The sequence below is a fragment of the Desulfonema magnum genome (assembly GCF_017377395.1).
Taxonomy (GTDB): Bacteria; Desulfobacterota; Desulfobacteria; order Desulfobacterales; family 4be13; genus Desulfonema_C; species Desulfonema_C magnum.
The window spans coordinates 4,909,808-4,935,917 of record NZ_CP061800.1 but is presented as its reverse complement, the minus strand read 5'-3'; the positions used below and the strand labels follow the sequence as shown (position 1 = coordinate 4,935,917).

Sequence of the window (26,110 nt, the reverse complement as noted above, 5' to 3'; positions counted from 1 at the left end):
TCTTATGTATTAGGAAAAGAAGCCTGTGCGGTCTTATTTTCTTCGTCCATTCTCCGAATTCCTTCCATTAAAAGCCACATAAAGTCCCCTATTTCATGACCTTTCATTTCTTCAGAGGACAGCCCCTTATGAAATTTGAATCGTCCCTTTTTTTCTTTTAATATGCTAAAAAAGGCTTTCTTACCTTTTTTTTCATCATATTCAACACGGATAAGACTTCCCTCTCTGAAACACATTTTTGCAGGCCCTTTGGACAAAGCCATATCCAACACACCGGTTTTACGATTTAAATTAAGGGTCTGGAACAACTCTCCGGGAGTCATTTCCGAAAAATTCCCGATGATTCCGGATGAAAAATCTTCAAACCTGTCACTGTTTGTTTTAGAAAGCCTTTTTGCCAACAAACGGGCAAAATAAATTTGAAGGGAGGGGAACTGATCCAGAATATTTCTGAAATCCTTCCCGCTCAGATATAAAACCCTTGAAGTTTCCAGAACCTTTACTGTGGCACCCACAGGCGTACCAAGGAGAAGACTTATTTCTCCGAAAACATCGCCTCTCTCCATAGTGGCGATGCTTATGCCTTCATCTGCCAGGACTTCAAGCAGCCCGGATATGATGATGTATAAATTTGTGCCAGGCTGTCCTTTTGTTATTATGGATTTACCTTTGGCAAATTTTTTCATCTTTAATAAAGGAACGATTCTTTCGATATCATGTTCATCAAGCGTTTGAAAAATCGGAAATATATACAATAAACTTACAAGCGCGTTGATATCATCTTCATCTTTTTCATCCTCTGGTATTAAATGAAGTTCTTCTTTCCTGTATTCTAACCGAACCAATCCTGAGCAGCCACTGCAATTGATTACGCATCTGCGAACATTCTCCATGTTTTCATACTTGATAAGAATTGCAGTGATATCTTCGATAAGTATGCGACAGGCAGCTTTGCCATATGGCATTTTAATAACTGAGGTGGTGATAAATGTTTTTTCTCTTTTTTTTAACAAAAGGGCTTTGCCTGATAATTTGAATTCATCTTCCAATTCATAAAGGGGACAGTTATTTTCTTCAATAATTTTAAAAATTGCTTCGGGATAACTCATTCTTTTTTATATTCTCCGGCCATGATCATAGCTCTGACCACACAAATCAGTGCAGCACGGGGGAAGTCCGGCATAAGCCTTTGTCACTGATAACAAACGATTTAAGAGAAATTATATGTACGTCCCCTGCTCTGAGCTTCGGACCAGATGATAATCATAACCTTTTCTCCGAAATACAAAATGGACAGAAAATGCCGGAACATGAAAAAAAGCTGATTATAACGGATTCAGAGGAGGGCCGGTCAGACCCTGCAAGGGCGGCATATCTGTAGCGGCCAGGCGAATATGACACCCTGACGGAGCTTTGCCTGTCCGGCATGATGAATGGCCTTAGCAGCCTTTCCTAACTCCGTTATAATCAGAAAAAAAAGAAACAAGACAGAAGTTTGCAAGATGTCGCCGGATTATATGCTTTTTTAATAAAAATAAATATAATACCAAAAGTTTACGACTCAGGAAAGTGTTAATATCTGGAAAGCTTTTGTCCGGGTATAAACTTCGGTTCAGAGTCAGTTTAATAAAATAATTGCCTTCCCGTCTTTCATTTCTACATTGAAAGTTTTCAGAGGAGTTTTCGCCGCACCGGAAATCACTGTGCCGGCATAGCTAAAAGTTGATTTGGATACACTACAGCATTGGACAGCTTCATCCCCTGCGAGAGGATCCAGACGCCTGCCCATATGGGTACATCTGTTTTCAACAGCATGAATTTGCCCATCATTTCCATAAACCACCAAAATTCTTTCCGAAAGTCCCTTTCCTTCCAGGCGAATGGCTTTCCCGGATTCTGAAAATTCAGGAACACGCGCCAAATCAATTTCCAATTTCCCGTGGGAACAGGTCCAACACCCGGGATCCCCGGGAGGTTTGGTCTTACAAATTCCGAAAATGCGTGAGAGCAACCCCATTTTACCTCCTTAATGATGAAAAAAAATAATAAGCCGGCCATATCTGTCTTTCCAAGGAATATTTATACAACAGGGGAATGAAAACCCCATATGTAATTTCCGAGAAAACAGCCGATTTCTTTCATTCCTGACAAATTTTTTTTAAGTTACACTCAAATATAGGTTTATGTCAATAAAGACATATTTTCAGGAGATCGAAAAGCTTCGGGTTCAGTTGAAAAATTCAGGTTCGACGAAATTTTGGAAGCACTCAGCCCCGGGGCTGAGAAAGCCTCTGATTTGGCAATGTTCGATCCGGTGATTTTATTTTTAGGCCAATTTCCAAGAATAAACATACCGGACATTTTTTTCCGACAGTCACCCTGGCCTGAACTGAAAGAATGCTGTAAAATTTACCTTGTCATCATAATTATATTACCGTTTTCAGATGATGTTTTCAGCATGTTTTCTGATAATAAGCTGTTGGACATGAATTTTCAGGTATAAATCTGACATAAGGGAACTTGAAATAAACGCTCATAAAAAAGCCGGGTTTTTTGCCCCCGGTTATGAAAATGTTTTCAGATAAAAAACCCGGCTTTTCAAAATGTATTTTCACGGTAAATAATATACCCGATACAACAATACTTCGGACAGTTTTTGAGAATCAAGAATAATAAGATTCTAACTTATTGAAATTAAAAGGTTTTAATTTCTGAGACAAAAATCGTCAGAGTCAATAAAAACAATAGGTTACAAAAACTGTCCGAAGTATTGATACAAAAACGTAGGGTATTTTATTTTTGGGGGAATCCCTAAGACCTGCGAGGTTTCCCCAATGATGGTTATAAAAGATGAGTCAGACCGAATTCTGATTAGTCATAAGACCGCTTGGGAAAACGGTGATGGTGCCAGGCAGATTTTGGAGAAGGTAAAAAAATGCGGAATGGCAGTCACTCGGGCATTCTCAGAAGCCCTCAGACAGACAGAAAAGAAGGCTGAGACAGGTGATGAGATGCAAGAAGACAAGGGGGAGTTTGAAAAAATACCGGAACGGGCAGTCGTCTGAAACCCGGACAAAACTGTCGCAATTCAATAACGGCTGTTTTTGAATGCTGACCCGGGGCCTTGCCCCGGGCTAACACGTCTTTTCAGGACTTTTACAAAAACAATGGGGAATATTTCAGAAAGATTATTTCGGTGGTGTTCTAAAACTGGACTTGTCCCAATATTTACAGAATTGATTCAGAGAGTTATAAAGTTTAGCTCCATTTTTAGAACACTACCGATTATTTCAACAAAGCCATTGCCTTTTGGACAACATTTTCAGCGGTGAACCCGAATTTCTCCAGCATCACGCCACCCGGAGCAGAAGCCCCGAACCCTGTCATGCCGACGATATCGCCCTTGTCTCCCACATACCGTTTCCATCCCATGGGAATCGCCGCTTCCACACCAAGGCGGGCACTCACATCCGGAGGAAGCACCTTGTCTTTATATTCCTGAGAAGTTTCTTCAAACAGTTCCCAGCTTGGCATACTCACGACCCTGGCTGAAATTCCTTTTTTCCCGAGCGTCTCTTTGGCTTCAAGGGCAAGGTGGGTCTCCGCGCCTGTGCCAATGAGGATAATATCTGGTTTGCCCTCGGAATCCGCAAGAATGTATGCGCCGTTTGCAAGCTCGTCCGCGGGACTGTATTTTGCTCTGTCCAGGATGGGAAGCTTCTGTCGGCTCAGAATCAGAGCCACAGGGCCGGATACATTCTTTATCGCCATTTTCCAGGCTTCTGATGTTTCCGTGGCATCCGCGGGCCGGATGACTGTCAGATTGGGAATGGATCTCAGATTTGCCAGATGCTCGACTGGCTGGTGTGTAGGCCCGTCTTCACCAACAGCAATGCTGTCATGGGTAAAAACGTAAGTGACCGGCAGTTTCATCAGGGCAGCAAGGCGCACGGCCGGCTGCATGTAGTTCACAAACACCAGAAATGTCGCTCCGTAAGGACGAATTCCCCGATGAAGGGCCATGCCGGACAAAATCGCTCCCATGGCATGCTCCCTGACACCGAACCGAATATTTCTGCCTGTGTAAGCGTTTTTCTGAAAATCATGGGAAGATTCAATCACGGTTTTGTTGGATGGTGCAAGGTCTGCGGATCCGCCCATAAGGGGCTGAAGTTTTTCAGCAAGGGCATTGAGAACTTTGCCTGATGCGGCCCGCGTGGCTATGGGACCTTCCATTTTTGAAAAATCCGGAAGTTCCGCGTCCCATCCTTCTTTTAAGGTCCCTTTTATGGCATCTGTGAACTGTTCTGCAAGTTCGGGAAATGCCTTACGGTAAGCTTCGAATTTTTCCTGCCACAGCGATTCAGCCGAGCTGCCTGTTTCAAGGCATGCCTTGCATGCGTCAATACTGTCCTCAGGCACAAAGAAACATTCTTCTTCAGGACATCCCAGGTTCTTTTTGGTCAGCCGGACCTCTTCTTCTCCCAGGGGCGCGCCGTGCGCGTCGGCCGAATCCTGTTTATTGGGACTGCCATAAGCAATATGGGTATTCAGCATGATGAGGGTGGGGCGTTCTGTTTCCGCCTTGGCAGATTCAATTGCCTTATAAATCTCATTCAGATCATTTCCATCCTCCACAACCGCCACATGCCAGTTATAAGCCTTGAACCGGAGTCCCACATCTTCTGTAAATGTGATATTGGTGCTGCCTTCTATGGAAATCTGATTATCATCATAAAGACAGATCAGTTTGCCGAGGCCCAGATGTCCGGCAAGAGACGCGGCTTCGGAACTAATGCCTTCCATCATGTCTCCGTCACCGCACATCACATAAGTGTAATGATCAACGATTTCATGTCCCGGACGATTAAAACAGGCCGCAAGATGACATTCGGCCATTGCCATGCCCACGCCGTTTGCAAAGCCCTGTCCCAAAGGGCCGGTGGTGGTTTCCACCCCGGGGGTATTTCCGAATTCAGGATGTCCCGGGGTCTTGCTTCCCCACTGACGAAAATTTTTAATGTCATCAAGGCTCACATCATAGCCGGTGAGATGAAGCATACTGTAAAGCAGCATGGATGCATGGCCGCCTGAGAGTATGAACCGGTCCCGGTCAGACCACCCGGGTTTTTTGGGATTATGCTTCAAAAAGCGGGTCCACAGGACATAGGCCGCGGGTGCAAGTCCCATGGGTGCCCCGGGATGCCCGGAATTTGCCTGCTGAATTGCGTCTATGGAAAGGGCTCGGATGGTGTTGACACACTGCTCATCCATCTTTGCCTGGCTTTCTGGAAAGCCGTTACTCATGTTAAATTTCTCCTTTCAGGAATTAAGTACCTAACCATAAATTTTCGATATCTGCCCGGAAAAGAAACCCGGCTTTTTTCCCGGAATGACCCGCTGCCCATGACGGAAAAAGCCGGGTTTCTCCCCCTTTCGCGGAAAAAAGATGTATAAAAAACTTTTGCTCTGGTACTTATCATTGGATTTACTGGTGCGCTTGATACAATTGTTTTTATTTATATGCAAGAATTTTCAGCAAGCGGATTCTGTCCCTTGTCAGAAGACCCAGGAAAGCGACTGACAAATGATGAACTGACAAGCTGAATCAGGGTGACAAATTTGCCAGAGAATTTTCGTGCTGTGACAAATCTGAATCCATGCGCTGTAAAATTGACAATTATTTAAATCAGATCAAATTTATCTTTATAGCGCAAAAATAATATGATATTCAAGACAAAAAAAGGAGTCTGATAATATGAAAAAAGTTATAATTTCCATACTTGGACAGGACAAACCCGGAATTATCGCCGCGGTTTCCAAAATTTTGTTTGAGCAGAACTGTAACATTGAAAATGTAAGCCAGACGATCCTTCAGACAGAATTTTCCGGCATATTCATTGCCACGGTTTCGGAGGATTTGTCAGCGAATGATCTTCATGAGCATTTAACAAAACAACTCAGGCCTCTCAGTCTTCAGGCTTATGTCAAGAACCTTGAACAAAAGGAATTAAATACCAATTCCCCGGATCCCGAACCTTTTATTATCACCACCAAAGGGCCGGATCGTAAGGGGCTGGTTGCAAATATTACTGAAATCATTGCCCGGCATGGCGTGAATGTTACGAATTTGCAGGCGGTTTTTAAGGGAGGAGATGATCCGAATAAAAACCTTATGATATATGAAGTGGATATTCCGAAATACACGGATCAGGAGTCTCTTTATACAGAACTCAGAGAAAAAGCCGCGGCCCTCGGACTGGATATCAGTATCCAGCATCGGAATATTTTTGAGGCCATAAACCAGATTTGAAATTTAAAAATAGAAATTGGAAATGATCTTAATCTGGCATCGTCGCAGTTTGTCAAGGGGCATGAAAAGGAGGTGAACGCCTCAGATATCAATACGGTCGCTGTGACACTTTCTTCAGAGGGACAGGAATTTATTACCGGGAAAGGCACGGTTATATTCTTATCGCCGGTGTCCTCGGAAAAATTTCCTGCCATTAAAATCGGTTAGAGCATGTTTGAAAAGCCCCTACAGGACTCATTCTGCTTTTCAAACACGCTCTTGTGAAATGAAGTCCCGGAGGGAACAGCTGAAAATAGCCCGGCTGTTCATTGCCGGGCTATTACCTGACCGCACTGATTATGACGGATCGGACTGCCAAAGACCTGCGAGGTTTTGGAAACCTCGCAGGTCTGATGTCACCTGTCAGAATTATAGCAGTAAGGCACTATTCTGTTAAACAACAAGAAGAGGTCAATCTATGAAAAGAATAAAATATCATCTGTTTCATTTTGTCGTCTGCCTGCTCATTTTTATTGGGCTGATTTTTGTACCGTTTGCATCAGAAACCTGGGCAAAAACGTCATCCCCCTGTCTTTCAACCCTGTGGCCGCATGAAAAAAGCGATCTTCCGCCGGACCCTGATCTGATTTTCGGCAAACTCTCCAACGGCTTTCGATATGTGCTGATGAAAAACAGCGAACCCAGGGACAGAGTGAGCCTGCGTCTCAATGTGCAGGCAGGTTCCCTGCATGAAACTGATGACCAGCAGGGGCTGGCCCATTATCTGGAACACATGATGTTCAACGGATCCGAACACTTTCCCAACGGAGAACTGGTAAACTATTTTCAGTCCATTGGCATGGATTTCGGAGCAGATGCCAATGCCCATACCGGCTTCAGTGAAACCGTGTATGATGTGATGTTGCCTAAGGGAGACAAACAAGATGTGGAAAAGGGGCTTCTGGTCATTCACGACTACGCGGCAGGCGCGCTGCTTTCTGAATCGGAAATTGACCGTGAACGCGGCATCATCCTGGCGGAAAAGCGTGACCGGAACTCCGTGGGATACAGAACCTATGTTGCCTCCATGAAATTTTTGTTTCCGGGTATCAGACTTAACAACAGAATGCCTATCGGAACCGAAGATATCATCAGAAAAGCGGACCAGGCTATTCTCAAGGATTATTATGACACCTGGTACCGGCCGGAAAACATGATTCTGGTCATGGTGGGCGATGTGGATACTGAGATGGCGGAATCCCTCATAAAATCCATGTTTGCGGATATTGTCCCCAGGGCGACAGTCCGATCCTGTCCGGAAATGGGAACGATAAAAAATAAAGGAACCAGAACATTTTATCATTTTGAAGAAGAAGCCGGTGATACAAAAACCTCTGTCCAGGTGACCTGGACCACGGACCCGAGACCCGACTCGCTCGCGTATGAGAAAGCGATTCTCACCAGCTATATCGCGGATACTATTTTGAATAACCGTTTGGAAGCCATGACCGAAAAGCCGGATAACCCTTTTACTTCAGCGTCTGTCTATTCAGGTGTCTTTCTGGGCAGTCTGGGCTATGCGAAACTTGCCGCCAAATCCGCGCCTGAAAACTGGAAAAACGTCCTTGGTCTTCTGGAGCAAACTCTCAGACAGGCCATTGCATTCGGATTCACAGCATCGGAACTGGAGCGGGTTAAAAAAGATTTTCTGGCTGATCTGGATAAGTCGGTTTTAAAAAAAGATACACGAAAAAGTGACGAATTATCAAGCCTGATCATAGATAATCTCAACGATGACAAAGTATTTCAGTCCCCTGAACAGGAAAAAGAACTGTACGGACCTTTTATTAAGCGTCTGACGCCTGAGCAGGTTCATGAAGCTTTCGTAAAGGTATGGGACCGCGATCACCGTCTTGTTTTGGTGACCGGAAATGCGCGTATCAGTGGAAAAGACAAAACCCCTGAGGATACCATACAGGCGGTTTTTGACGCGTCCGCTGAAACACAGGTGAAAAAACCGGTGGCAAAGCAGGCCATTCAGTTTCCGTATCTTCCTGAGCCTGAGAATCCGGGACCCGTGCGTCAGCAGACAGAACTTTCTGATCTGGGCATTGAGCAGATTGATTTTGAAAACGGAGTCCGGCTGAATTTGAAAAAAACGGATTTTGAGAAAAATGAAGTCATTGCCGTCATAAATTTCGGTTTTGGAAAAAAAACCGAGCCTGTCCCGGGACTTGCCATGCTTGCAGACGCGGTTCTGAGCAGAAGCGGCCTGGGAAATCTCACCGAGAATGAGTTGGATCGAGCCCTTGCCGGAAAAAATACACATGTGCAGTTCAATATTAAGGAAAACAGCTTTTCACTCAGGGGGAAAGCTGTGTCTGCCGAAGTTCCGCTTTTATTTCAGTTGCTTTATGCGCACCTGAAAGACCCCGGATACCGTAAGGAAGCGCATCTTCTGGTGATGCGGGAATTTGAGCAGATGTATAAAAAACTCTCCCATACCATTGAGGGGGCAATGGAATTGTCCGGGCAGCGATTTCTGGCAGGCGGAGACAGCCGTTTCGGTATTCCGCCATACAAAGACATCCGAAATCTGACATTGGATCAGATCCGTGCATGGATTGATCCGGTCAGAAATACCCCCTTGGAAATATCGGTTGTGGGAGATTTTGACCCTCAGCTTGTAAAAACGCTGGCAGCCCGGTATTTCGGATCACTGCCTCTTCAGAAGAAAATCAGAGAAAAAAAGGAATCTCTGAAATTCCCGACAGGAAAAAACCTTGTTCTGGATGTGGAAACCTCCATTAACAGAGGAATGGTCCTTGTTGCCTGGCCCACGGAAGATTTCAGTGATATTCACCGGGTCCGCCGTTTTTCAGCCCTGGGGCATGTTTTCAGCAACCGGCTCAGGGAAGATATACGCGAAGACCTCGGGGCGACCTATTCTCAATATGCGTACAATGATTCAAGCCGCACTTATACCGGCTATGGCGTATTTCGCAGCATTCTTTTCATTGATCCTCAGATGTCGGAAAAAATCATACAGGAAGTAAAAAAGATCGCTGCTGACCTTACAAAAAAAGGCATTACAGAAGATGAGCTCAGACGGGCAGTTGATCCTGTCCTGACCAGTATAAAGGATATGATGCGTACCAACCGATATTGGCTGGACACGGTGCTGAATCTTTCTACCAGATATCCTGAGCAACTGGACTGGTGCCGGTCTGTTCGAAAAGACTATGCTTCCATAACAGCTGAGGATGTTTCAAACCTGGCAAAAATTTATTTGAATAATAAAAAAGCAACAGCCATTGTAATAAAGCCTGTTACAGCGGAGAGGCCTTCGGGCGGAGGAACTGAAGGGAAATAACCCGGAGAGAGGAAAATCCGATAGTATTCCATGTCCGGATATAAGCCATATAACGGGGAATATCCGGACATGGAACACCACCTGATAATCAGGGGAACTGTTTATTCTCGTTGTGACTGAGAAGTCAGTTAATTAAAAAGTTCCAACTGAAACGGCTTCACAACCGGCCCGTATTTTTCTTTCAGTACCATCAGACCTTCCCGCTGTTCTTTAAGCACCTCGAACAATTTCTCAGGCGTACTCGGATTTTTGGAATACGCTTCTCTCTGCATGTCAATCCTTGCAACGATATTGTCAATATACAGGGAAAACTGTTTTACATACAATTCCTCTGAATATGGTTTCTCAATGATGGTTTCAAACAGGTGCTTCAAATCCTCAAACCTGGGGATATATCCGATTGGTGTCTCAATTGCATCGGCTTCATTATGCGCCCTTCTTTCCAGCCATGCCAGCCAGACTTTTACATCTTTCTTTTCTCCGAGCAGTTTTTTGGAGTCACCGCCTCTGGCTTCGTGGGTCAGGAAGTAATTCAGCCCCGCCATCACAGGTTTTTTATCTTTTGCGATCTTTTCATTGCCAAAGAATTTAAACTGAGCATCCATATAATCCGCCAATGCGCCCGGAATAAACGGAGCGTTTGCCCAGGGTGACCGCTTGACGCCTGTTGCTCCCACTTCTGTCGCTGTGGCTGCGGAGACAATACAGGCACCGATGACAACACCATGATCAGAATTTTTCCCGACCCAGACCGGGGGCATGGTATCACTGTCCCGGCCGCTATATGTGATTATCCGTGTCTCCACACCTTCAGGATTTTCTGCCATTTCAGAATAATTTGCCAGGGCTGATGAGGATACTGTGCATCGTGCATTGGGATGAGATATGGGCACGGGTTTCCCATTTTCATCTCTCATTCCCTGCTCCCACTGACCTTGAAAATTCTTCCCTTTGAGAGGCGGCTCCTCGCCGTTTCCGGTCCAGTGAGGCACACCGTTCTCATCAATGAGAACATTGGTCCAAATGACTTCAGTTCCGGGATTTCTGAGCAGTTCCATCAGTTTGGGATCCCCTTCCCAGTTCACATCTTCGACAATGCCAAAGATACCGCATTCCGGATTTACTGAGCGGATGGTTCCATCTTCCGCGATCCACATCTGAGCAAGGTCATCGCCCACAAAAGCGTTCCCGGCCATAGCTGTGGTGGTTTTTCCGCACCCGCTGGGGGCAGCACCCGCGCACCAGGTTGTACGGCCTCCGGGTCCGCTGATACCTGTGATGAACATATGTTCGGATAATTCATTTCCCCGGTTTTCATATACGGCCTTGTCAACGGAAAACCTGTGATTTCCTTTTTTCATCAGCAACGTATTACCAGCATATGTGCAATACATACTGTAGGTGGTCCGGTGGCTCCGGTCCATAAAGACCCGTGCGTCAGGCAGGTCTTCTGTCCGATTTGTTCCTTCGCTGTGTATATTGGTATAAAAATGCCCCAGACGTTCAACCTCTTTTTCAAAATCAGGGAATGCGTTTCGATAAAGGATTTCAGCACTGTGAGACACATACGCGGAGCTGGTAATCTCCAGGGCCGGATTTGACGCGGGCGATCCCACAGGACCTCGCATATAAAACCCTGCAACCATGGTTCTGCCGCGCATAATTCCGCTCATTTTATCGCGGAGTTCCGCAAGCGCATCGTGTCTGAGCATTTTATTTGCCAGGGAACTCACGTTTTCATCTTCATTGACGATATAAAAGGTGCGATCTATAATCCGGCCTTGTTCATCTTTGAGGTCGTAATGAATCGTGTGACCTTCCATGGGAAGGTTTGCCTCTTCTCCCTGTTTCACCGCCAAATCCCTGATAAATTGTTTGTCCGCTTCAGAGCCAGTGTTGATAAAGACTGTGTCTGGTTCGCACATGGCAATAGCGTTTGCGATTTTAAGAATGACTTCCGGGTGTTTTATTTGTTGAATTCTGGACAGATGTTCTTTATCCAATTTATCCTCAAAGAGCTGCATCGCGGCTTCAACGGTCGTGATACTTCCGAGTTCAATTACAATGTCTGTTCCTTTTTTTCTCTGAAACATTTAAATTTCCTTTCTTTTGGATTTTTCGATTAAATTACATCATCAGACGTACCTGTCCGCCCTTTATTTTATGATTTCCCGTCATACATGCATCATATTGTACGAATTCTGAATATTACGGTGACACGATTTTACATAAAACAGTGAATTGCGTAATGGACGGAGTAAAGTAAGAACTGGAAGGAGTACTGGAAATTTTTTAATCGTCAGGGGAGAGGATGCTGCTTTTTGGCTGACGAATGTTATTCTTTAAGTAAAAAAGAAAAATATATAATTGGGGAAGACCCAAATTAATTCCGGAACTGCCTGCTTAGATTCTCCTTTTTTTCGCCTGGTGTTATATAATATGGTTCAATTTATGAAAAAAATTTCATTTTAAGCTTTCTGCTTAATTCAGACAAACGATCACGATGGTTAAGCTTACCCGCGCAGGCTTTTTTGAGTCCGGCACGGTGACAGGTTATATGAGATTTCAATTCCTTATTTTGAATCTAAGTATTTCTTGTCAAAATTGCAACTTTATTTGTGATTTTGTCGGCCCTATCTCTGTACCGATCAGCCCTGACAAGTCTGCCACAGCGCCATATTCAATAAATACGTTACAGAACTTGTTGTAATCCCTTCCCCAATAAACCATCGCACACGCCATGGGCGCGCCCTTGCCGCCTCCGTTGCCGTTTTCAAGAAATTTCAGCCTTGTGTCATAGAGAAAGCAGACAGCCCTCGCCTTTCCGAAAACACTCTGTTTCCAATGGCCTGTGTTTGTCGCGACCGGAACCAGGGCCAGAATTTCGGAACCGTATTTCTGGTTTGTCAGAACACATTTTGCCAGCCAGTCCCTGATGGTTGTCCCTCTTTCCCTGTCAGCGCCATATGGCGGATTCACATATATTGTCGGGTAGTTCCAGTCTTCCTGAAGTCCGTCATTTTTCGGAAGCATGAATTCTGTCTTGGCATGAACTACGGAATATTCGTTTGAACAGGGATCCAATGCGACTGCCCCGCCAAAAAAACACCTGACAGCCTCCGCATATTTGTGAGGCGTTCCCCATTCCTGGCTTTGTGAGTTCACAGTTCTTCCCGCGGTCATAGTAGTTACCTAGCACCTGACACCTAAACACCTAACACTAAACACCTAACACCTAACACCTAACACCTAACACTAAACACCTAACACCTAACACTTAACACCACCTAACACCTCAATAACACCCGCGGCAATGAGCGGAAGCATAATTTCATGATGTCCCACAAGATTAAATCCTCTTCCGCCTTCTGACGTGGGACGGTTTACCACATTGGTCATGGGGCGGTAATGCCGGATGAAATCCATATTGACCGTGGTGAAATTCTCCACATGGTGCCCCAGATTACGGACAAGGGTAATCGCCTTTAAAAACACTTCCGGCAGAATCACGGCTGAACCTACGTTCAGATAGACGCCGTGTTCCAACGTGGCAACCACAGACGCAAACGTCCGGAAATCCCTGTGGCTTGCTCCGCCAGCCTCTTTTGCGTCAAACTGCGGATGCATATGGATAATGTCCGTTCCGATAGCAATATGAACTGTCACTGGCACACCGAGACGGGCACCCGCGGCAAGGATGCTTTTATCCATAAATAGCAGTTTGTTTTCAATAATTGACAGCCCCACAGCCTGGCCCAGTCCGAGAGAGTCCTGCCCGGCTTTCTGAATAGCATCGCTTAGAAAAGCACCTGTTTCACGCGCCATGCCGAACATTCCGTCACCAAGGGACGCTGCAACATCTTCCGAGGTCTGGCCTGTCATGGCAACTTCAGAATCATGGATAATCCCCGCGCCGTTCATCGCCACAGCTTTGATAATCCCGCGCTCCATAAGATCAATGATAATGGGATTCAGGCCCACCTTGATCACATGAGCGCCCATGGCAACTGCGATGGTTTTTTTATTCTCAAAAGCCGTTGCCATGGAAGATATGACCTCACGGATATCTCCCGCGGCAAGTATATTAGGAAGGCAGTCAAAAAAATCCTTAAAACCTGATCCAGCTTTCCAGACGCCTGCAAAATCATCCGTACAGACTTTGCTTTTCCGCTTTGAAAGAGAATAGGTCTTTAACTCACTTAAATCTATAGGCTTAAACATAATTGATAATTGATAATTGATAATTGATAATTGATAATTGGTAATTGATAATTGATAATTGGTAATTGATAATTGGTAATTGATAATTGGTAATTGATAATTGGTAATTGGTAATTGATTCCAGATTTGGGATACACCTTATATTTCTCAATTCTTAATTGATTTTTTTGATTTTTTTATAATTGAAACAAGCAGTTTAAGAAGCTCCGTGCAGTCTGCCAGCATATCTTTTGCCTGATACTCGGATATAAAATCCGTTTTTTTCAATAACAGTTCCAGTATTCAGTTTCATTTGCTTCTTTCAATGCTATTGACAATTTATGTATGAAATCCGCGTTGCTTTCCGCATGCTGTGCTTCGCGAACCAACGCACCTATGGCAGTGCCGCTTCTCAGAACCTGTTTTGAAAGTACAAATTCTTTCTTTTCTTTACATAAATATTTATAAAGATTAATAATTCGTATGGAAAAATCGAAACTTTTGTCTAAAACCGGATTCTCTTTCATTATCCATTATCAATTATTCATTATCAATTATTCATTATCAATTATTCATTATCAATTATCAATTATCAATTATCAATTATCAATTATCCATTCATTTCATTAAATGTGGAAACAGGATTCTGTCAACAAGGTCACACAACGTATGACCGAGGAGAATATGTGTTTCCTGAATTCGGGCAGTGGTATCTGATTCTACGGAAAAGGTCATGTCAGCGACTTCTGCCAATTTGCCGCCGCTGCCAGTGAACCCTATTGTAAATATCCCCATTTCTTTTGCTGCTTCCATCGCTTTGATTACATTTGCTGAATTGCCGCTGGTGCTGATACCAATGGCAATGTCATCTTTTTTGCCCAGTGCCCTGATCTGCTTGGCAAAAATATCATCAAAGTGATAGTCATTCCCAATACTTGTGATGACAGATGTGTCTGTTGTCAAAGCAAGGGCGGCCAGAGGGGGACGCTCGATCTGAAAACGGTTCACGAATTCAGCGGCAATATGCTGGGCATCCGCGGCACTCCCTCCGTTTCCAAAAATAATTAGCTTATGACCGGAAGCAAGAGATATGACAATTCTGTCTGCCCCTTTAACAATAAGATCAATATTATTTTTTATGAACATCTCTTTAACTCTGATGCTCTGATCAAGGATGTTCATAATAATATCCTTCATATTTCGTCTCCTACCTAAATTAAACAATCTCTGATGTCAAAATTAAATTAAGACAGCTACTTTTTTATCCATGAAACAGAAAAACATAGCTCTAAAATATACTATAAGAGTAAATGATTATTGTTTTTTTATATAAAACTCATTTGTGATTTGTAATTTGAAAATTTGTCATCTGCTACAGCTTTCGTCGTTCGTTGTGATCACAGGTTCTGAGCATCTGTATCAAAAACTCAGATGGTTCGGATATTGTGAGTTTTTACTTTGACAATTTAGTGAATTAATCCATATAAACCGATTTTTTATTGATTGCAATCTTTATTATATGATACCAACACGATGTTTTAACACTGAAATAAAAACTGATTTTTAATCATTTATTACAGGAGACATTTCGTTCTTCTGTGATACAGGACCAATATCGTTCGGCATGATTTTTGCACAGCCGGACGGAAATGCCCGGCATTTCCGCATTTTGGAGAAATTGTTTCCGAAAAACGCCCGGCGGGCATTTCGGGATTTCAGTTTTCCGGATATATGAATTCAGTTAGTTACAAATGTATGCAAAAATCGTGCCGAACGGTATTGATACAGGACCATGAAAAAATATTCTAAAATTTTGTTTTATTTGATCAGCAGATTTTTTATGGCTGTCAGTGTGCTGATTTTTCAGATGCAAGGATTTTATAAAACCCGACAATCAGTTTTTCTTGTCATTCCTGCGAAAGCAGGAATCCACTGCGCCCGGAACCGGCGCATAAGCTAAAACCCGACAATCAGTTTTTTTTCCGATCCAGGTCAAACGCTTGATCATCGAGTGATTATCAAGTAAAAACAGTTTCCTGCTTTTGCAGGAATGACAAACTTTTGTTCGATCCAAGTCAAAAACTTAATTATCGAGTATCATATTCTGTTTTTGCTGGCAAAGGGAGACAACCTTATGGCAAAGACAAACAGGTAGGGATAATTATTTTTCAAATATCTCATATAATCCAGCCATTCGATAACCAGCAGGGAATAAGCTCTTTGAATATCCCCTGTAAGATGGTCATAGTCACTTTTTTGAAGATTTCTTAAATCATCACGATAGGCCAGTTCCTCTTTTACATGAAAAACAGCCCGGAGAAGCTGTGTGAAAGATTCATGTTCAAGGATATTGGGATTTTCCAGCAACCGAAGCAAAATATTCGATTTTTCTTCAAGAAAATTTTTTAAGCCGGGCAGATCAGCAATATCAATGTCAATTTTGAAGTTATGACATTGAAGGAATTTTTTTGCCTTAATGAAATGCTGCGCTGACCATTTGGCATCAATGTTGAGATATTTTTCCAGTATATCAGCGTCGGTATCTGCGTCGGCAAAACGGGTGAGCATCTCCGATCCGACCTCGCTGTTGAACACTCCTATGATCATGTTCAGCTTTTCCATACGTGCTCTTTTCTCCCGCCGGTTCAGGACCAGTTCTGTAGCAGAGGCAAGTATCCCGAAAAAGGTTCCGCCGCCTGAGATAATTAAGAGGATTGCCAAAAATTTGCCAGTCTGACTTACAGGATGAAGGTCCCCGTATCCCACTGTGGAAATTGTTACAATGCTGAAATAAATCGCATCTGTGACTGATAATTTTTCAACATACATAAAGCCGAAGGTTCCGAAAAAAACAACGATCAGAAATACAAGTGTAAATATAATAAGTCGTAATCTTTCCATTTTAAACCTCTATCGTAGAAATATATTTAAAAAACCGTTTTTTATTTACCGTGAAAATATATTTTGAAACCCCGTGTTTTTTATCTGAAAATATTTTTATGACCAGGGGCGAAAAACACGGCTTTTTCATGAGCGTTTATTTTCATGGTCAGGGGGAAACACCCGGTTTCTTTTCGCCTGATAATCAAATTTTTTTGCAGGACGGGGTTTGCAACCCCGTCCGGAATATTTTCCGGATCGCCGCCCGCAAACGTTTCGGACGGGGTTGCAAACCCCGTCCGGCAGCCGTCCCGCATTCTTAGCCTGATGCATATGGGAAACACCCGGTTTCTTTTCGCCTGATAATCAAATTTTTTTCTGTCATTCCGTTGGGCGTGAATTCAGACTTAGGCAAGTTACGTCGTATCCCGAAAGGAATTACAGGCTTTTTTATCCGAACCAAGTCAGAAGAACTGATCATCAGGTTTCATAAATGTTTATTTTGTATTTATACCCTGTTGTAACATTTTTGACAAATGCAAATTCAAAAAAAAGTTGAACTGGCATACTGAATCTGATAAAAGTCTGGTAATGTTTCAGTTATGAATATAAGCTCATATAACGCTCTGAATCAGTTTTGTAAATATCAGCAGGTCAAAAAATTTCCGGACTGTGTGCGGAAATACAAAGAAATCCGGCTTTTTTCCCGGACGGGGTGCCTCCCCGGCCCAAAAAAGCCGGGTTTCTCCCAGTTATGAATATAAGCTCATATAACGCTCTGAATCAGTTTTGTAAATATCAGCAGGTCGAAAAATTTCCGGAATGTGTTCGGAAATGCAAAGAAACCCGGCTTTTTTCCCGGACGGGGGGCCTCTCCGGCCCAAAAAAGCCGGGTTTCTCCCAGTTATGAATATAAGCTCATATAACGCTCTGAATCAGTTTTGTAACTATAGGATAACATCCGAATTTGGAGCGATACCCGAAAATTCATTGAGAATTCTGCCCCGGCCCGCTTCAGATTGGCAGATACAAAAAATTTCAGCCAGATTTGTTCAGGCCGGAGGGAGCGGAGCGAAACCGGGAGATTTCCGATTTACTGAACCTGCAAACAGCCTGTCCGTTCACAGGTGGGGGAGGAGATAAGGGATGAAAAAAGTAAAACCGAATCAGAAACTGTCTTTGAAAAACAAGGGAGAACTTGAACTTTTTTTTATCGGAACAGGCTCGGCTTTTGCCCAGACGTTAAATCAGACCAATTTTTTAATCATAAAGGGAAATACGCATATCATGGTTGACTTTGGGATGACAGGACCCAAAGCCTTGTACCAGACCGCTCAGTTGGAACCCACGGATATCGAAGTTATGCTTCCGACACATTCGCATGCAGATCATGTGGGAGGAATTGAGGCACTGGCTTTATTGAACAGATATGTCGGCATGAGATTTTTAAACAAACCCAAATTAACGATGATTATCAATGAAGATTATCAGCGTGTGTTATGGACCCATACATTACAAGGCGGACTCGAATGGAATGAGAAAGGTTTCGATTCTGTGGAAAAACTGCAATTTTCAGATTTTTTCAAAGCAGTTCGTCCTAAGTGGAAAGCCCATCAGCCAAGAGAGATATTTGAAGTGGATATGGATGACATTCATTTGGAACTCTTCAGAACAAAACACATTCCGGAGCAGGCGGAATCCTGGGAAGCTTCGTTTATCTCCTATGGATTGTATGTGGATAACAATGTATTTGTTTCCGGGGATACGCAATTTGATCCGGACCTGATCAATTTATATGCTGATAAGTCGCAAGTCATGTTTCATGATGTGCAGTTTTTCCCGGGGGCAGTTCATGCCCCGCTTGATGATCTTAAGACCTTAGCCCCTGAAATAAAAAAGAAAATGTATTTCATACACTATAGTGACGATTGGAAGAAACAAGATATAACAGGCTTCGGTGGCTGGTGTGAGCAGGGAGTCAGATATATTTTCTAAAACTCGGTAATCAAGTTTTTTTTCTGTCATTCCGTTCGACTGAACTCACGCCGAACAGAATGACAGGCTTTATTTGATACTCGGAACAGGTTACATAAACATAAATTAAAATCCGCCGGGCCGCCGGCATTCCATGTTCCAAGTTTCAGAGGAGGAATGATGAAAAAAATTTTAATGCTGAATGTGATTTGTTTGTATCTGAGTCTGGTTGCTGCCGGGCAGGTTGTTGCATCCGAGACCGTTAAAATCGCATCTGTTTTTGCCCAGACGAGTGTCGCCTCTGTTAGTAACGCTCCCTCAATTCAAGGTGTAAGAATCGCTGTCAGTGAAATCAACAAACAAGGGGGAATCCTGGGAAAAAAAATTGAATTATTAGAAATTGATAATCGCAGCACACCCGAGGGGTCGAAAGCTGCTGCTGAAAAAGCTGCGGAACAAGGGGTTGTCGCTATTATCGGGGCGAATTGGAACGCGCATTCCATGGAAGTTGCCAAAGTTGCCCAGGACTGTCATATTCCCATGATCAGCAATGCCTCAGCCCATCCTGATATTACCAGGACAGGAAATTACATATTCCGAGTTTGTTTCTCTGACCTTTTTCAAGGGCAGGTGATGGCCCGATTTGCCAGAAAAGATATCAGAGCTTCCAAGGCTGTTATTCTCAAAAATATTAACAGTGAGTACAGCATAGGACTGGCTCATGAATTCCGTAAATATTTTGAAAAACTGAAAGGCCGTGTTTTACTTGAACTGACCTACACCTCTGAGGATCAGAATTTTGACAAAATACTTGAGCAGAGCAAAGCATATTCCCCGGACATACTTTTTATTCCTGGCGAGGATGAAAGCGAAGTGATTGCAAAACAGGCCCAGGATAAAAAAATTTCTGCCATTCCCCTCGGCGGAGACAAATGGGGCAGCACAAAACTTTACAGAATCGGAGGGGAATCATTAAAACAGGGCTATTTCAGCACGCACTGGTCCAAAAACACAGACAGGGACATTACTCGTGAATATTTGAGAAAATATGCGGGTAATCCCAACAGCGTGTTCGGAGACGCAGCCCTTGCTTATGACGCGACGCATCTTTTAGCTGATGCCATACGCAGATCCGGCTCTTTTGAGCGTGAAAAAATTCGTTGCGCTTTGGCGAAAACCCGAAATTTTAAAGGAGTGACAGGCGATATCACCATGGATGAAAATGGCGACGCGATCAAAGATGTCGTGATTATGCAAATTACAAATGGTGAGGCCCGTTATCTGAAAATCTTCAAACCTTAAAAATGATATTAAAAAAAAATATGACGGATACACTTGTTAATTCAATGCGTCAGGAAACCTGTCCTGCATGTGGTCATTATATTGCTGTGCCATTCCTTGATCCCTCATTGCAGCCGATTGCCACAGTTGCCTGGCCCCGGAGTTGTGACGAAGCCAAATCCATGCAGCGCCTGCCATTGGATTTTGTCAGGTGTGTGGAATGCGGGCATGTCTATAATGCGGCTTTTGACTATTCCAAAGTGCCATATACCAGAAAACCCAATCTGATGTTTAACAAAGGGGTTATCTGGGCGGACAATATTATTTCTGTAAGAAAAAAAATCCTGGAACGATTGCCCAAAAAACCGGTTGTCGTGGAGATCGGACATGGTGACGGCGGTTTTCTAATGGGATTGGCAGCAGAATGCCCTGACGGAAAATATATCGGATTTGATCCTCATGGAGCCAAATCTGATAAAGATATGCCATCGGTTCAATTCAATGCGTGTCTGTTTGAACCCAATCTGCATGTGAGCAAAATCCGGCCGGATTTAATTATCAGCCGCCATGTTCTTGAGCATCTGATAAATCCTCTCGGATTCATACAAAGTCTTTCATTCTCAGCGTCCTGCCTCGGGTCAGAGCCTGAACTTTATATCGAAGTGCCTTGCATAGACCAGGCAATAGAAACAGGGCGAACTGTGGATTTTTATTATGAACACAATTCTCAGTTTACCACCGAGTCATTTACAAAAATGCTTGAGCGGTGCGGTGTGGAAATTCGTATGATTGATCATGTCTATGACGGAGAAGTGATTTATGCTTTTGTGAAATTAGGGTGTTATCAGAAGCATGTCCGAACAGCTAAAGCTGCTCTTGGCTTCCGTGACAGAACCAGAGCATCAGAGAATATTATCATTCAGCAGCTTGATTCCCTCCATAAAAGCGGTAAGCGAATTGCCATATGGGGCGGAACAGGAAAATCCGCAGCGTTTGTCAACCGTTACGGTGCTGATGCCACGCGTTTCCCGGTGGTGGTAGATTCTGATATGAACAAGGTCGGCACTTTTGTCCCCGGAACAGGGCAGGAAATACGCTTTAGTGACTGGCTGACAGAACATCCCGCGGATGTGATTATTATACCGCCTCAATGGAGAGCAAGAGATATTATGGAAGAAATGAAGCAGCACAAAATCCGGGCGGAAAAGATTCTCATAGAACATGAAGGGCGGCTGGTTGATTATGAGAATGAAAAACACCCTTATAATTGATAATTGACGCGATGCGCAACTTAAACGCCACGAAAACACAAAGACACAAAGGCTCACGAAGGCTTTCCGTGTTTCTTTGTGCCTTCGTGCCTTTGTGGCAATTAGCGGATTATCTGGGTGTGTCCCACCTTTTACACAAGGACAGATTTTATGTGTAAAAGTCGGGACACATCCGTTTTTTTTGCCACGAAGCCACAAAGTTTCACGAAGTCTCTTTGTGGTTCCTTTGTGCCTTTGTGGCTAATTTTTTCGGATATGCAAAAAGTGGGACACACCCGGAAAAGCAGAAGGGGCGGATTAGAATAATAGGCGAACCTTCTGCTTAATTGCAATGGGTTGGATTGAGAAAACAGGTGGTGGCATCGGCCCAAAGCGGAGTACCTAACACTTAACACTTAACACCTGACACTTATTTCATATAAATGGACAAAGAATTAAACAAAGCAATTCAATATCATCAGGCAGGACAACTGCAACAGGCTGAAGAGATATATAAAAAAATTCTTGAGATTCATCCGAATCACCCGGATGCGTTACATCTCCTGGGGGTTGCCGCGCATCAGGTCGGTAACAACGAAAAGGCTGTAAATCTGATCGCCAAAGCGATTCAGCTTAATCCTGACAATCCGAATTATTACAACAATCTCGGAGCGTCATTCAGAAATCAGGGCAAACTTGACGAAGCTGTCTCCTGCTATCAAAAAACCTTACAGGTAAAACCGGACTACGCGGAAGCCTATAATAACATGGGAAATGTTTTCAGGGAGATGGGCAGGACAGATGAAGCCATTTCCTGTTATCAAAAAGCCTTACAGTTAAGACCCGGGTTAATGAGGGGATATAACAACCTCGCGGCCGCGTTCAGAGATCAGGGCAAGATAGACGAAGCCATTTCCTGCTATCAAAAAGCCGTGGAAATACAGCCGGATGATGTGAAAGCTTATGACAGAATGGGGAACGCGTTCAGAGATCAGGGAAAAACAGACCAGGCAATGTCCTGTTATCAAAGCGCACTCCAAATAAAACCGGACTTCGGAATTGAAGTAAAAAAAGCCTTGCTGGTTCCGGTCATAAACGAATCAAAAGAACAGATTTCGCAATCCAGAAAACACTTAATCCAACAGCTTGACGCATTAAAAAACAAAGGCATCCGTCTTGAGGACCCGAATCAGCAGATAGGAACAACAAATTTTTACCTTGCCTATCACGGATTGAACGATAAAGACATACAGAAAAAAATTGCCGATTTTTATATCCACGCCTGCCCGGAGCTTGAAACTCGAAACTCGAAACTTGAAACTCGAAACTCGAAACTCGAAACTCGAAACTTGAAACTTGAAACTCGAAACTCGAAACTCGAAACTCGAAACTCGAAACTTGAAACTCGAAACTCGAAACTTGAAACTCGAAACTCGGAACTCGGAACTCGAAACTCGAAACTCGAAACTCGAAACTCGAAACTTGAAACTCGAAACTCGAAACTCGAAACTCGAAACTCAGAATCCTCCATTTCAGCATCAAGTTTCAAGTTTCAAGTTCCAAGTTCCAAGTTTCCAATCAAAATTGGCTTTGTGTCCATGCACCTTTACCATCCTTCCCAGCAGACGGTTGGAAAATTAAATCAGGGCATTATAAAAAATCTGTCCAAAGAAAAATTTCATGTCACTTTGTTTTGCTTTTCAGAAAAACAAAAAACTGTTGCAGACACCTTTGGCGCGGATGAAGTTGTGGTTTTGCCGAATCATTTAAAAAAGGCCCGGGAAAAAATTGCCGAACATTCATTGGATATTTTGTTTTATCCTGACATTGGCATGGATTCCCTGACATATTTTCTCGCATTTTCACGCCTGGCCCCGGTCCAGTGTGTGACATCGGGGCATCCGGTGACAACGGGCATTCCGAACATAGATTATTTTATTTCCTCGGACACAATAGAACCCCCTGACGGAGATGAACATTATTCGGAATGTCTGGTTCGTCTGAAGCGGCTGAATATCTGTTATGAACGTCCGAAAATACCTGATATTCCTCTGTCACGGGAAGAATTTGGTCTTCCTGTTGATCGCCATTTGTATGTATGTCCCCAGGCGATTTTTAAATTTCATCCTGATTTTGACCTTGCCCTGGGCGCGATTCTGCGCCGTGATCCTCTCGGATTATTTGTTTTACTTGAAGGATCATATCCGCATTTTACGAAATTATGGCGGAACCGTTTTATCCGTCAGTTTCCTGATATGACAGATCGGATACGATTCATCTCCTTTATGAGTCATAAAAACTTTTTGTCTCTCCTGATGCTCTCGGATGTTCTGATTGATCCGCCGTATTTCGGAGGGGGCAATACAAGTTATGAGTCCTTTGCATGCGGAGTTCCCGTGGTTACATGGCCCGGCCCCTTTATGCGGGGGCGGGTGACGCTGGCCCTTTGTAAACAGATGGGCGTGACAGATTGCGTTGCCAATGATGCACCGTCCTATATCAACATTGCCCTCCGACTCGCCAACGACAAAACCTGGAGAGATGAAGTCAGAAGCAAAATCAGAGCCAACGCGGATGTCTTATTTGAGGATATTGAAATGGTACATGAACTGGAGGATTTCTTTGAAAAAGCTGTAATAGAAGTATCTCCAGTTTCAAGTTTCAAGTTTCAAGTTTCAAGTTTCGATATTGAGAATGAATTTAAAAAAGCGGTTCAGTATCATGAAGCAGGGGAAACGGGGAAAGCTGAGGAGATTTATAAAAAATACTTGAAATAAATCCGAATCATTCGGATTCATTGCATTTGTCCGGTGTGATCGCGCATCAGTCCGGTAAAAAAGATATCGGAGAGAATCTCATCAGAAAGGCCATTCAGATTGGCCCTGAAAAAGCATGTTATCACAACAGCCTGGGGATTACGTTTCAGCATCTGGGGAAATTGGACGAGGCGATTTCATGCTATGAAAACGCCCTGAAAATCAAACCGAATTTTGTTGAGGCATACAGCAATATCGGATTTGCGCTTCAGGACCAGGGAAGGACAGCCGAGGCCATCACCTGCTATCAGAACGCCCTGAAAATTAATCCCAATGACGCTGTGGCATACAATGACATGGGAACCGCGTTTCAGGACCTGGGCAGGGTGGATGAAGCTGTGGCATGTTATCAGAAAGCCCTGGAAATCAGACCCAATTATCCCGAAGCTTACAATAACCTGGGAAATGCATATAAAGACCAGAGCAAATTTGATGAATCTGTCTCATGCTATAAAAAAGCCCTGGAGTTAAGACCTGATTATACAAAAGCTTACAGCTATCTTGTCCGCCAGTTGCAGCAGACATGCGCGTGGCAGGAACTTGCAGAACTCTCTCCCAGACTCGAAGCCCTGACCAAAGAGGAACTGGAACGCGGCGCAAAAACATCGGAAAGCCCTTTCATGAATCTCACGAGATCCAGGGAGTTAGCTCACAATCTCGCGGTGGCAAAATCATGGGCCGCGGCGGCCGCAAAACCCTTTTCGAATCTGAATCTGAATTTTTCATTTGACAACAGGAGATCAGAGAAGCGAAAAATCACAGTGGGCTATCTTTCAAGCGACTTCCGTAATCATGCGGTATCGCATCTTATGCTGGGGGTGTTCGGACTGCACAACCGGGATGAGTTTAATGTGTTCTGCTATTCACACGGGCCGGATGACGGAAGTTACTACAGAAAAAAAATACAGGAAGATTGTGACAAATTTGTTGACATCCGAGCGCTGGGACATGCGGATTCGGCAAAGCGGATTTATGAGGATCAGGTGGATATTCTTGTCGAGCTGACAGGACACACAAAAGATGGCCGCTTAGAGATTTGTGCGCTTCGGCCGGCTCCGGTTCAGGTGACTTACCTCGGATTTGCAGGTACGACCGGTGCTGATTTTTTTGATTATATTCTCACGGACAAAATTGTAACGCCTGAGGCACATGCACCGTATTACACGGAGAATTTCGCTTATATGCCCCATTGTTTTCAGATCAACGACAACACCCAGGCCATTGCGGAGAAAAACTGGAAAAAAACAGATTTCGGACTGCCTGAGGACAGTTTTGTATTTTGTTCGTTTAATCATGGTTACAAAATTGAATCTGTCATGTTTGATGTGTGGATGAAGATTCTTCACCAGGTTCCCAAAAGCATTTTGTGGATGCCGAGGAAAAGCAAAACCGGCGAAAAAAATCTGAGACAGGAGGCGGAAGCAAGAGGCATCCGTTCTGAACGGCTCTTTTTTGCGGACAGATTGCCGACAAAAGGCGAATATCTGGCGCGGATAAGACTCGCAGATGTGGTGCTGGACACGCGGATTTATAACGGACACACCACCACCAGTGATGCATTGTGGGCCGGTGTTCCGGTGATCACCCTGGAGGGAACCCATTATGCTTCCCGTGTCGCGTCCAGTGTTCTCAGAGCAGTGGGACTGCCTGAACTGGTGACACATTCTCTGAAAGATTATGAAAATCTTGCGGTGCGCCTAGGAAATACGCCGGCCGAACTCGGGAGATTACGAATGAAGCTTGAGAAAAATCGCTTAACAAAACCGTTGTTTGATACGCCCGGGTTTGTCAGAGATATGGAAAGCGTTTACAAAGAAATGTGGAGAATTTTTCTGAGCAGGGGAAAGCCGAGGCAGATTATGTAGAGAAAAAAAACGTCAGGGGGAAAACCCGGGTTTCTTGATTCATAACCCCGGCCTCCCGAATTTGTTCAGGAGAAGAAACCCGGCTTTTTTTTCAAGGATACTTCCCGGGCCGGGGGAAAAAGCCGGGTTTCTTGATTCATAAAATCGGGGTTCACAGTTCGGGTCGGAGAAGAAACCCG

General features: G+C 43.9%; 17 protein-coding genes. 8 read left to right on the top strand and 9 right to left on the bottom strand.

The genetic code is table 11. From position 1 onward, the window contains the following. Nucleotides 1-2: 2 nt before the first annotated feature. Both dnm_RS18935 and dnm_RS18930 read right to left on the bottom strand, forming a co-directional pair. Nucleotides 3-1,109 carry a cyclic nucleotide-binding domain-containing protein gene (locus dnm_RS18935; protein WP_207678473.1) on the bottom strand — a complete coding sequence of 369 codons (1,107 nt, stop codon included), beginning with the start codon at nucleotides 1,107-1,109 and terminating at the stop codon, nucleotides 3-5. Nucleotides 1,110-1,618: 509 nt separating this feature from the next. Next, nucleotides 1,619-2,017 carry a Rieske (2Fe-2S) protein gene (locus dnm_RS18930; protein WP_207678472.1) on the bottom strand — a complete coding sequence of 133 codons (399 nt, stop codon included), beginning with the start codon at nucleotides 2,015-2,017 and terminating at the stop codon, nucleotides 1,619-1,621. 817 nt (nucleotides 2,018-2,834) lie between these two features. Between dnm_RS18930 and dnm_RS18925 the strand changes: the two genes are divergently transcribed. Continuing rightward, the gene (locus dnm_RS18925; protein WP_207678471.1) at nucleotides 2,835-3,065 is read left to right on the top strand and encodes a hypothetical protein; all 231 of its coding nucleotides are present in this window, start codon (nucleotides 2,835-2,837) and stop codon (nucleotides 3,063-3,065) included. Nucleotides 3,066-3,285: 220 nt separating this feature from the next. Here dnm_RS18925 and tkt read toward each other — a convergent pair whose 3' ends face one another. Further along, nucleotides 3,286-5,307: a transketolase gene (tkt, locus tag dnm_RS18920; protein WP_207678470.1), complete on the bottom strand. Its 2,022-nt coding sequence runs from the start codon at nucleotides 5,305-5,307 to the stop codon at nucleotides 3,286-3,288. Between the two features lie 451 nt (nucleotides 5,308-5,758). Between tkt and dnm_RS18915 the strand changes: the two genes are divergently transcribed. Further along, entirely contained in the window at nucleotides 5,759-6,313 is a 555-nt protein-coding gene (locus dnm_RS18915) for a glycine cleavage system transcriptional repressor (protein WP_207678469.1), read from the top strand. Between the two features lie 457 nt (nucleotides 6,314-6,770). Further along, entirely contained in the window at nucleotides 6,771-9,665 is a 2,895-nt protein-coding gene (locus dnm_RS18910; protein WP_207678468.1) for a M16 family metallopeptidase, read from the top strand. Nucleotides 9,666-9,793: 128 nt separating this feature from the next. On the opposite strand, the gene dnm_RS18905 is transcribed toward dnm_RS18910, so the two are convergent. From dnm_RS18905 to dnm_RS18880, 6 genes are all read right to left on the bottom strand, one after another. After that, complete coding sequence (locus tag dnm_RS18905) at nucleotides 9,794-11,758, bottom strand: phosphoenolpyruvate carboxykinase (GTP) (protein ID WP_207678467.1); 1,965 nt, start codon at nucleotides 11,756-11,758, stop codon at nucleotides 9,794-9,796. Between the two features lie 505 nt (nucleotides 11,759-12,263). After that, the gene (locus dnm_RS18900) at nucleotides 12,264-12,830 is read right to left on the bottom strand and encodes a DNA N-6-adenine-methyltransferase (RefSeq protein WP_207678466.1); all 567 of its coding nucleotides are present in this window, start codon (nucleotides 12,828-12,830) and stop codon (nucleotides 12,264-12,266) included. Nucleotides 12,831-12,935: 105 nt separating this feature from the next. After that, complete coding sequence (locus dnm_RS18895; RefSeq protein WP_207678465.1) at nucleotides 12,936-13,886, bottom strand: GSU2086 family protein; 951 nt, start codon at nucleotides 13,884-13,886, stop codon at nucleotides 12,936-12,938. Between the two features lie 263 nt (nucleotides 13,887-14,149). Beyond that, complete coding sequence (locus dnm_RS18890) at nucleotides 14,150-14,392, bottom strand: four helix bundle protein (RefSeq protein WP_207678464.1); 243 nt, start codon at nucleotides 14,390-14,392, stop codon at nucleotides 14,150-14,152. 91 nt (nucleotides 14,393-14,483) lie between these two features. Continuing rightward, nucleotides 14,484-15,062, bottom strand: coding sequence for a D-sedoheptulose-7-phosphate isomerase (locus dnm_RS18885; protein WP_207678463.1), 579 nt, complete (start codon nucleotides 15,060-15,062; stop codon nucleotides 14,484-14,486). A 900-nt stretch (nucleotides 15,063-15,962) separates the two neighbouring features. Beyond that, complete coding sequence (locus tag dnm_RS18880) at nucleotides 15,963-16,766, bottom strand: potassium channel family protein (RefSeq protein ID WP_207678462.1); 804 nt, start codon at nucleotides 16,764-16,766, stop codon at nucleotides 15,963-15,965. Nucleotides 16,767-17,891: 1,125 nt separating this feature from the next. Here dnm_RS18880 and dnm_RS18875 point away from each other — a divergent pair. The 5 genes from dnm_RS18875 (at nucleotide 17,892) to dnm_RS18855 (ending at nucleotide 25,931) form a co-directional block, all read left to right on the top strand. Next, on the top strand, nucleotides 17,892-18,740 hold the full coding sequence (locus dnm_RS18875; protein WP_207678461.1) for an MBL fold metallo-hydrolase: 849 nt from the start codon (nucleotides 17,892-17,894) through the stop codon (nucleotides 18,738-18,740). Between the two features lie 156 nt (nucleotides 18,741-18,896). Continuing rightward, complete coding sequence (locus tag dnm_RS18870; protein WP_207678460.1) at nucleotides 18,897-20,021, top strand: ABC transporter substrate-binding protein; 1,125 nt, start codon at nucleotides 18,897-18,899, stop codon at nucleotides 20,019-20,021. A 44-nt stretch (nucleotides 20,022-20,065) separates the two neighbouring features. Continuing rightward, nucleotides 20,066-21,271: a methyltransferase domain-containing protein gene (locus tag dnm_RS18865; RefSeq protein WP_207678459.1), complete on the top strand. Its 1,206-nt coding sequence runs from the start codon at nucleotides 20,066-20,068 to the stop codon at nucleotides 21,269-21,271. A gap of 422 nt (nucleotides 21,272-21,693) precedes the next feature. Continuing rightward, a complete protein-coding gene (locus tag dnm_RS18860) occupies nucleotides 21,694-24,027 on the top strand; it encodes a tetratricopeptide repeat protein (protein WP_207678458.1) in 2,334 nt (777 codons plus the stop codon). Between the two features lie 35 nt (nucleotides 24,028-24,062). Next, the gene (locus tag dnm_RS18855) at nucleotides 24,063-25,931 is read left to right on the top strand and encodes an O-linked N-acetylglucosamine transferase, SPINDLY family protein (protein ID WP_246556391.1); all 1,869 of its coding nucleotides are present in this window, start codon (nucleotides 24,063-24,065) and stop codon (nucleotides 25,929-25,931) included. The last annotated feature ends 179 nt before the right edge of the window (nucleotides 25,932-26,110 follow it).

Bases quoted from the DNA above. Each gene is read 5' to 3' on its own strand.
- dnm_RS18935 (WP_207678473.1), bottom strand. From the start codon at position 1,109: ATGAGTTATCCCGAAGCAATTTTTAAAATTATTGAAGAAAATAACTGT.
- dnm_RS18930 (WP_207678472.1), bottom strand. From the start codon at position 2,017: ATGGGGTTGCTCTCACGCATTTTCGGAATTTGTAAGACCAAACCTCCC.
- dnm_RS18925 (WP_207678471.1), top strand. From the start codon at position 2,835: ATGATGGTTATAAAAGATGAGTCAGACCGAATTCTGATTAGTCATAAG.
- tkt (WP_207678470.1), bottom strand. From the start codon at position 5,307: ATGAGTAACGGCTTTCCAGAAAGCCAGGCAAAGATGGATGAGCAGTGT.
- dnm_RS18915 (WP_207678469.1), top strand. From the start codon at position 5,759: ATGAAAAAAGTTATAATTTCCATACTTGGACAGGACAAACCCGGAATT.
- dnm_RS18910 (WP_207678468.1), top strand. From the start codon at position 6,771: ATGAAAAGAATAAAATATCATCTGTTTCATTTTGTCGTCTGCCTGCTC.
- dnm_RS18905 (WP_207678467.1), bottom strand. From the start codon at position 11,758: ATGTTTCAGAGAAAAAAAGGAACAGACATTGTAATTGAACTCGGAAGT.
- dnm_RS18895 (WP_207678465.1), bottom strand. From the start codon at position 13,886: ATGTTTAAGCCTATAGATTTAAGTGAGTTAAAGACCTATTCTCTTTCA.
- dnm_RS18890 (WP_207678464.1), bottom strand. From the start codon at position 14,392: ATGAAAGAGAATCCGGTTTTAGACAAAAGTTTCGATTTTTCCATACGA.
- dnm_RS18885 (WP_207678463.1), bottom strand. From the start codon at position 15,062: ATGAAGGATATTATTATGAACATCCTTGATCAGAGCATCAGAGTTAAA.
- dnm_RS18880 (WP_207678462.1), bottom strand. From the start codon at position 16,766: ATGGAAAGATTACGACTTATTATATTTACACTTGTATTTCTGATCGTT.
- dnm_RS18875 (WP_207678461.1), top strand. From the start codon at position 17,892: ATGAAAAAAGTAAAACCGAATCAGAAACTGTCTTTGAAAAACAAGGGA.
- dnm_RS18870 (WP_207678460.1), top strand. From the start codon at position 18,897: ATGATGAAAAAAATTTTAATGCTGAATGTGATTTGTTTGTATCTGAGT.
- dnm_RS18865 (WP_207678459.1), top strand. From the start codon at position 20,066: ATGCGTCAGGAAACCTGTCCTGCATGTGGTCATTATATTGCTGTGCCA.
- dnm_RS18860 (WP_207678458.1), top strand. From the start codon at position 21,694: ATGGACAAAGAATTAAACAAAGCAATTCAATATCATCAGGCAGGACAA.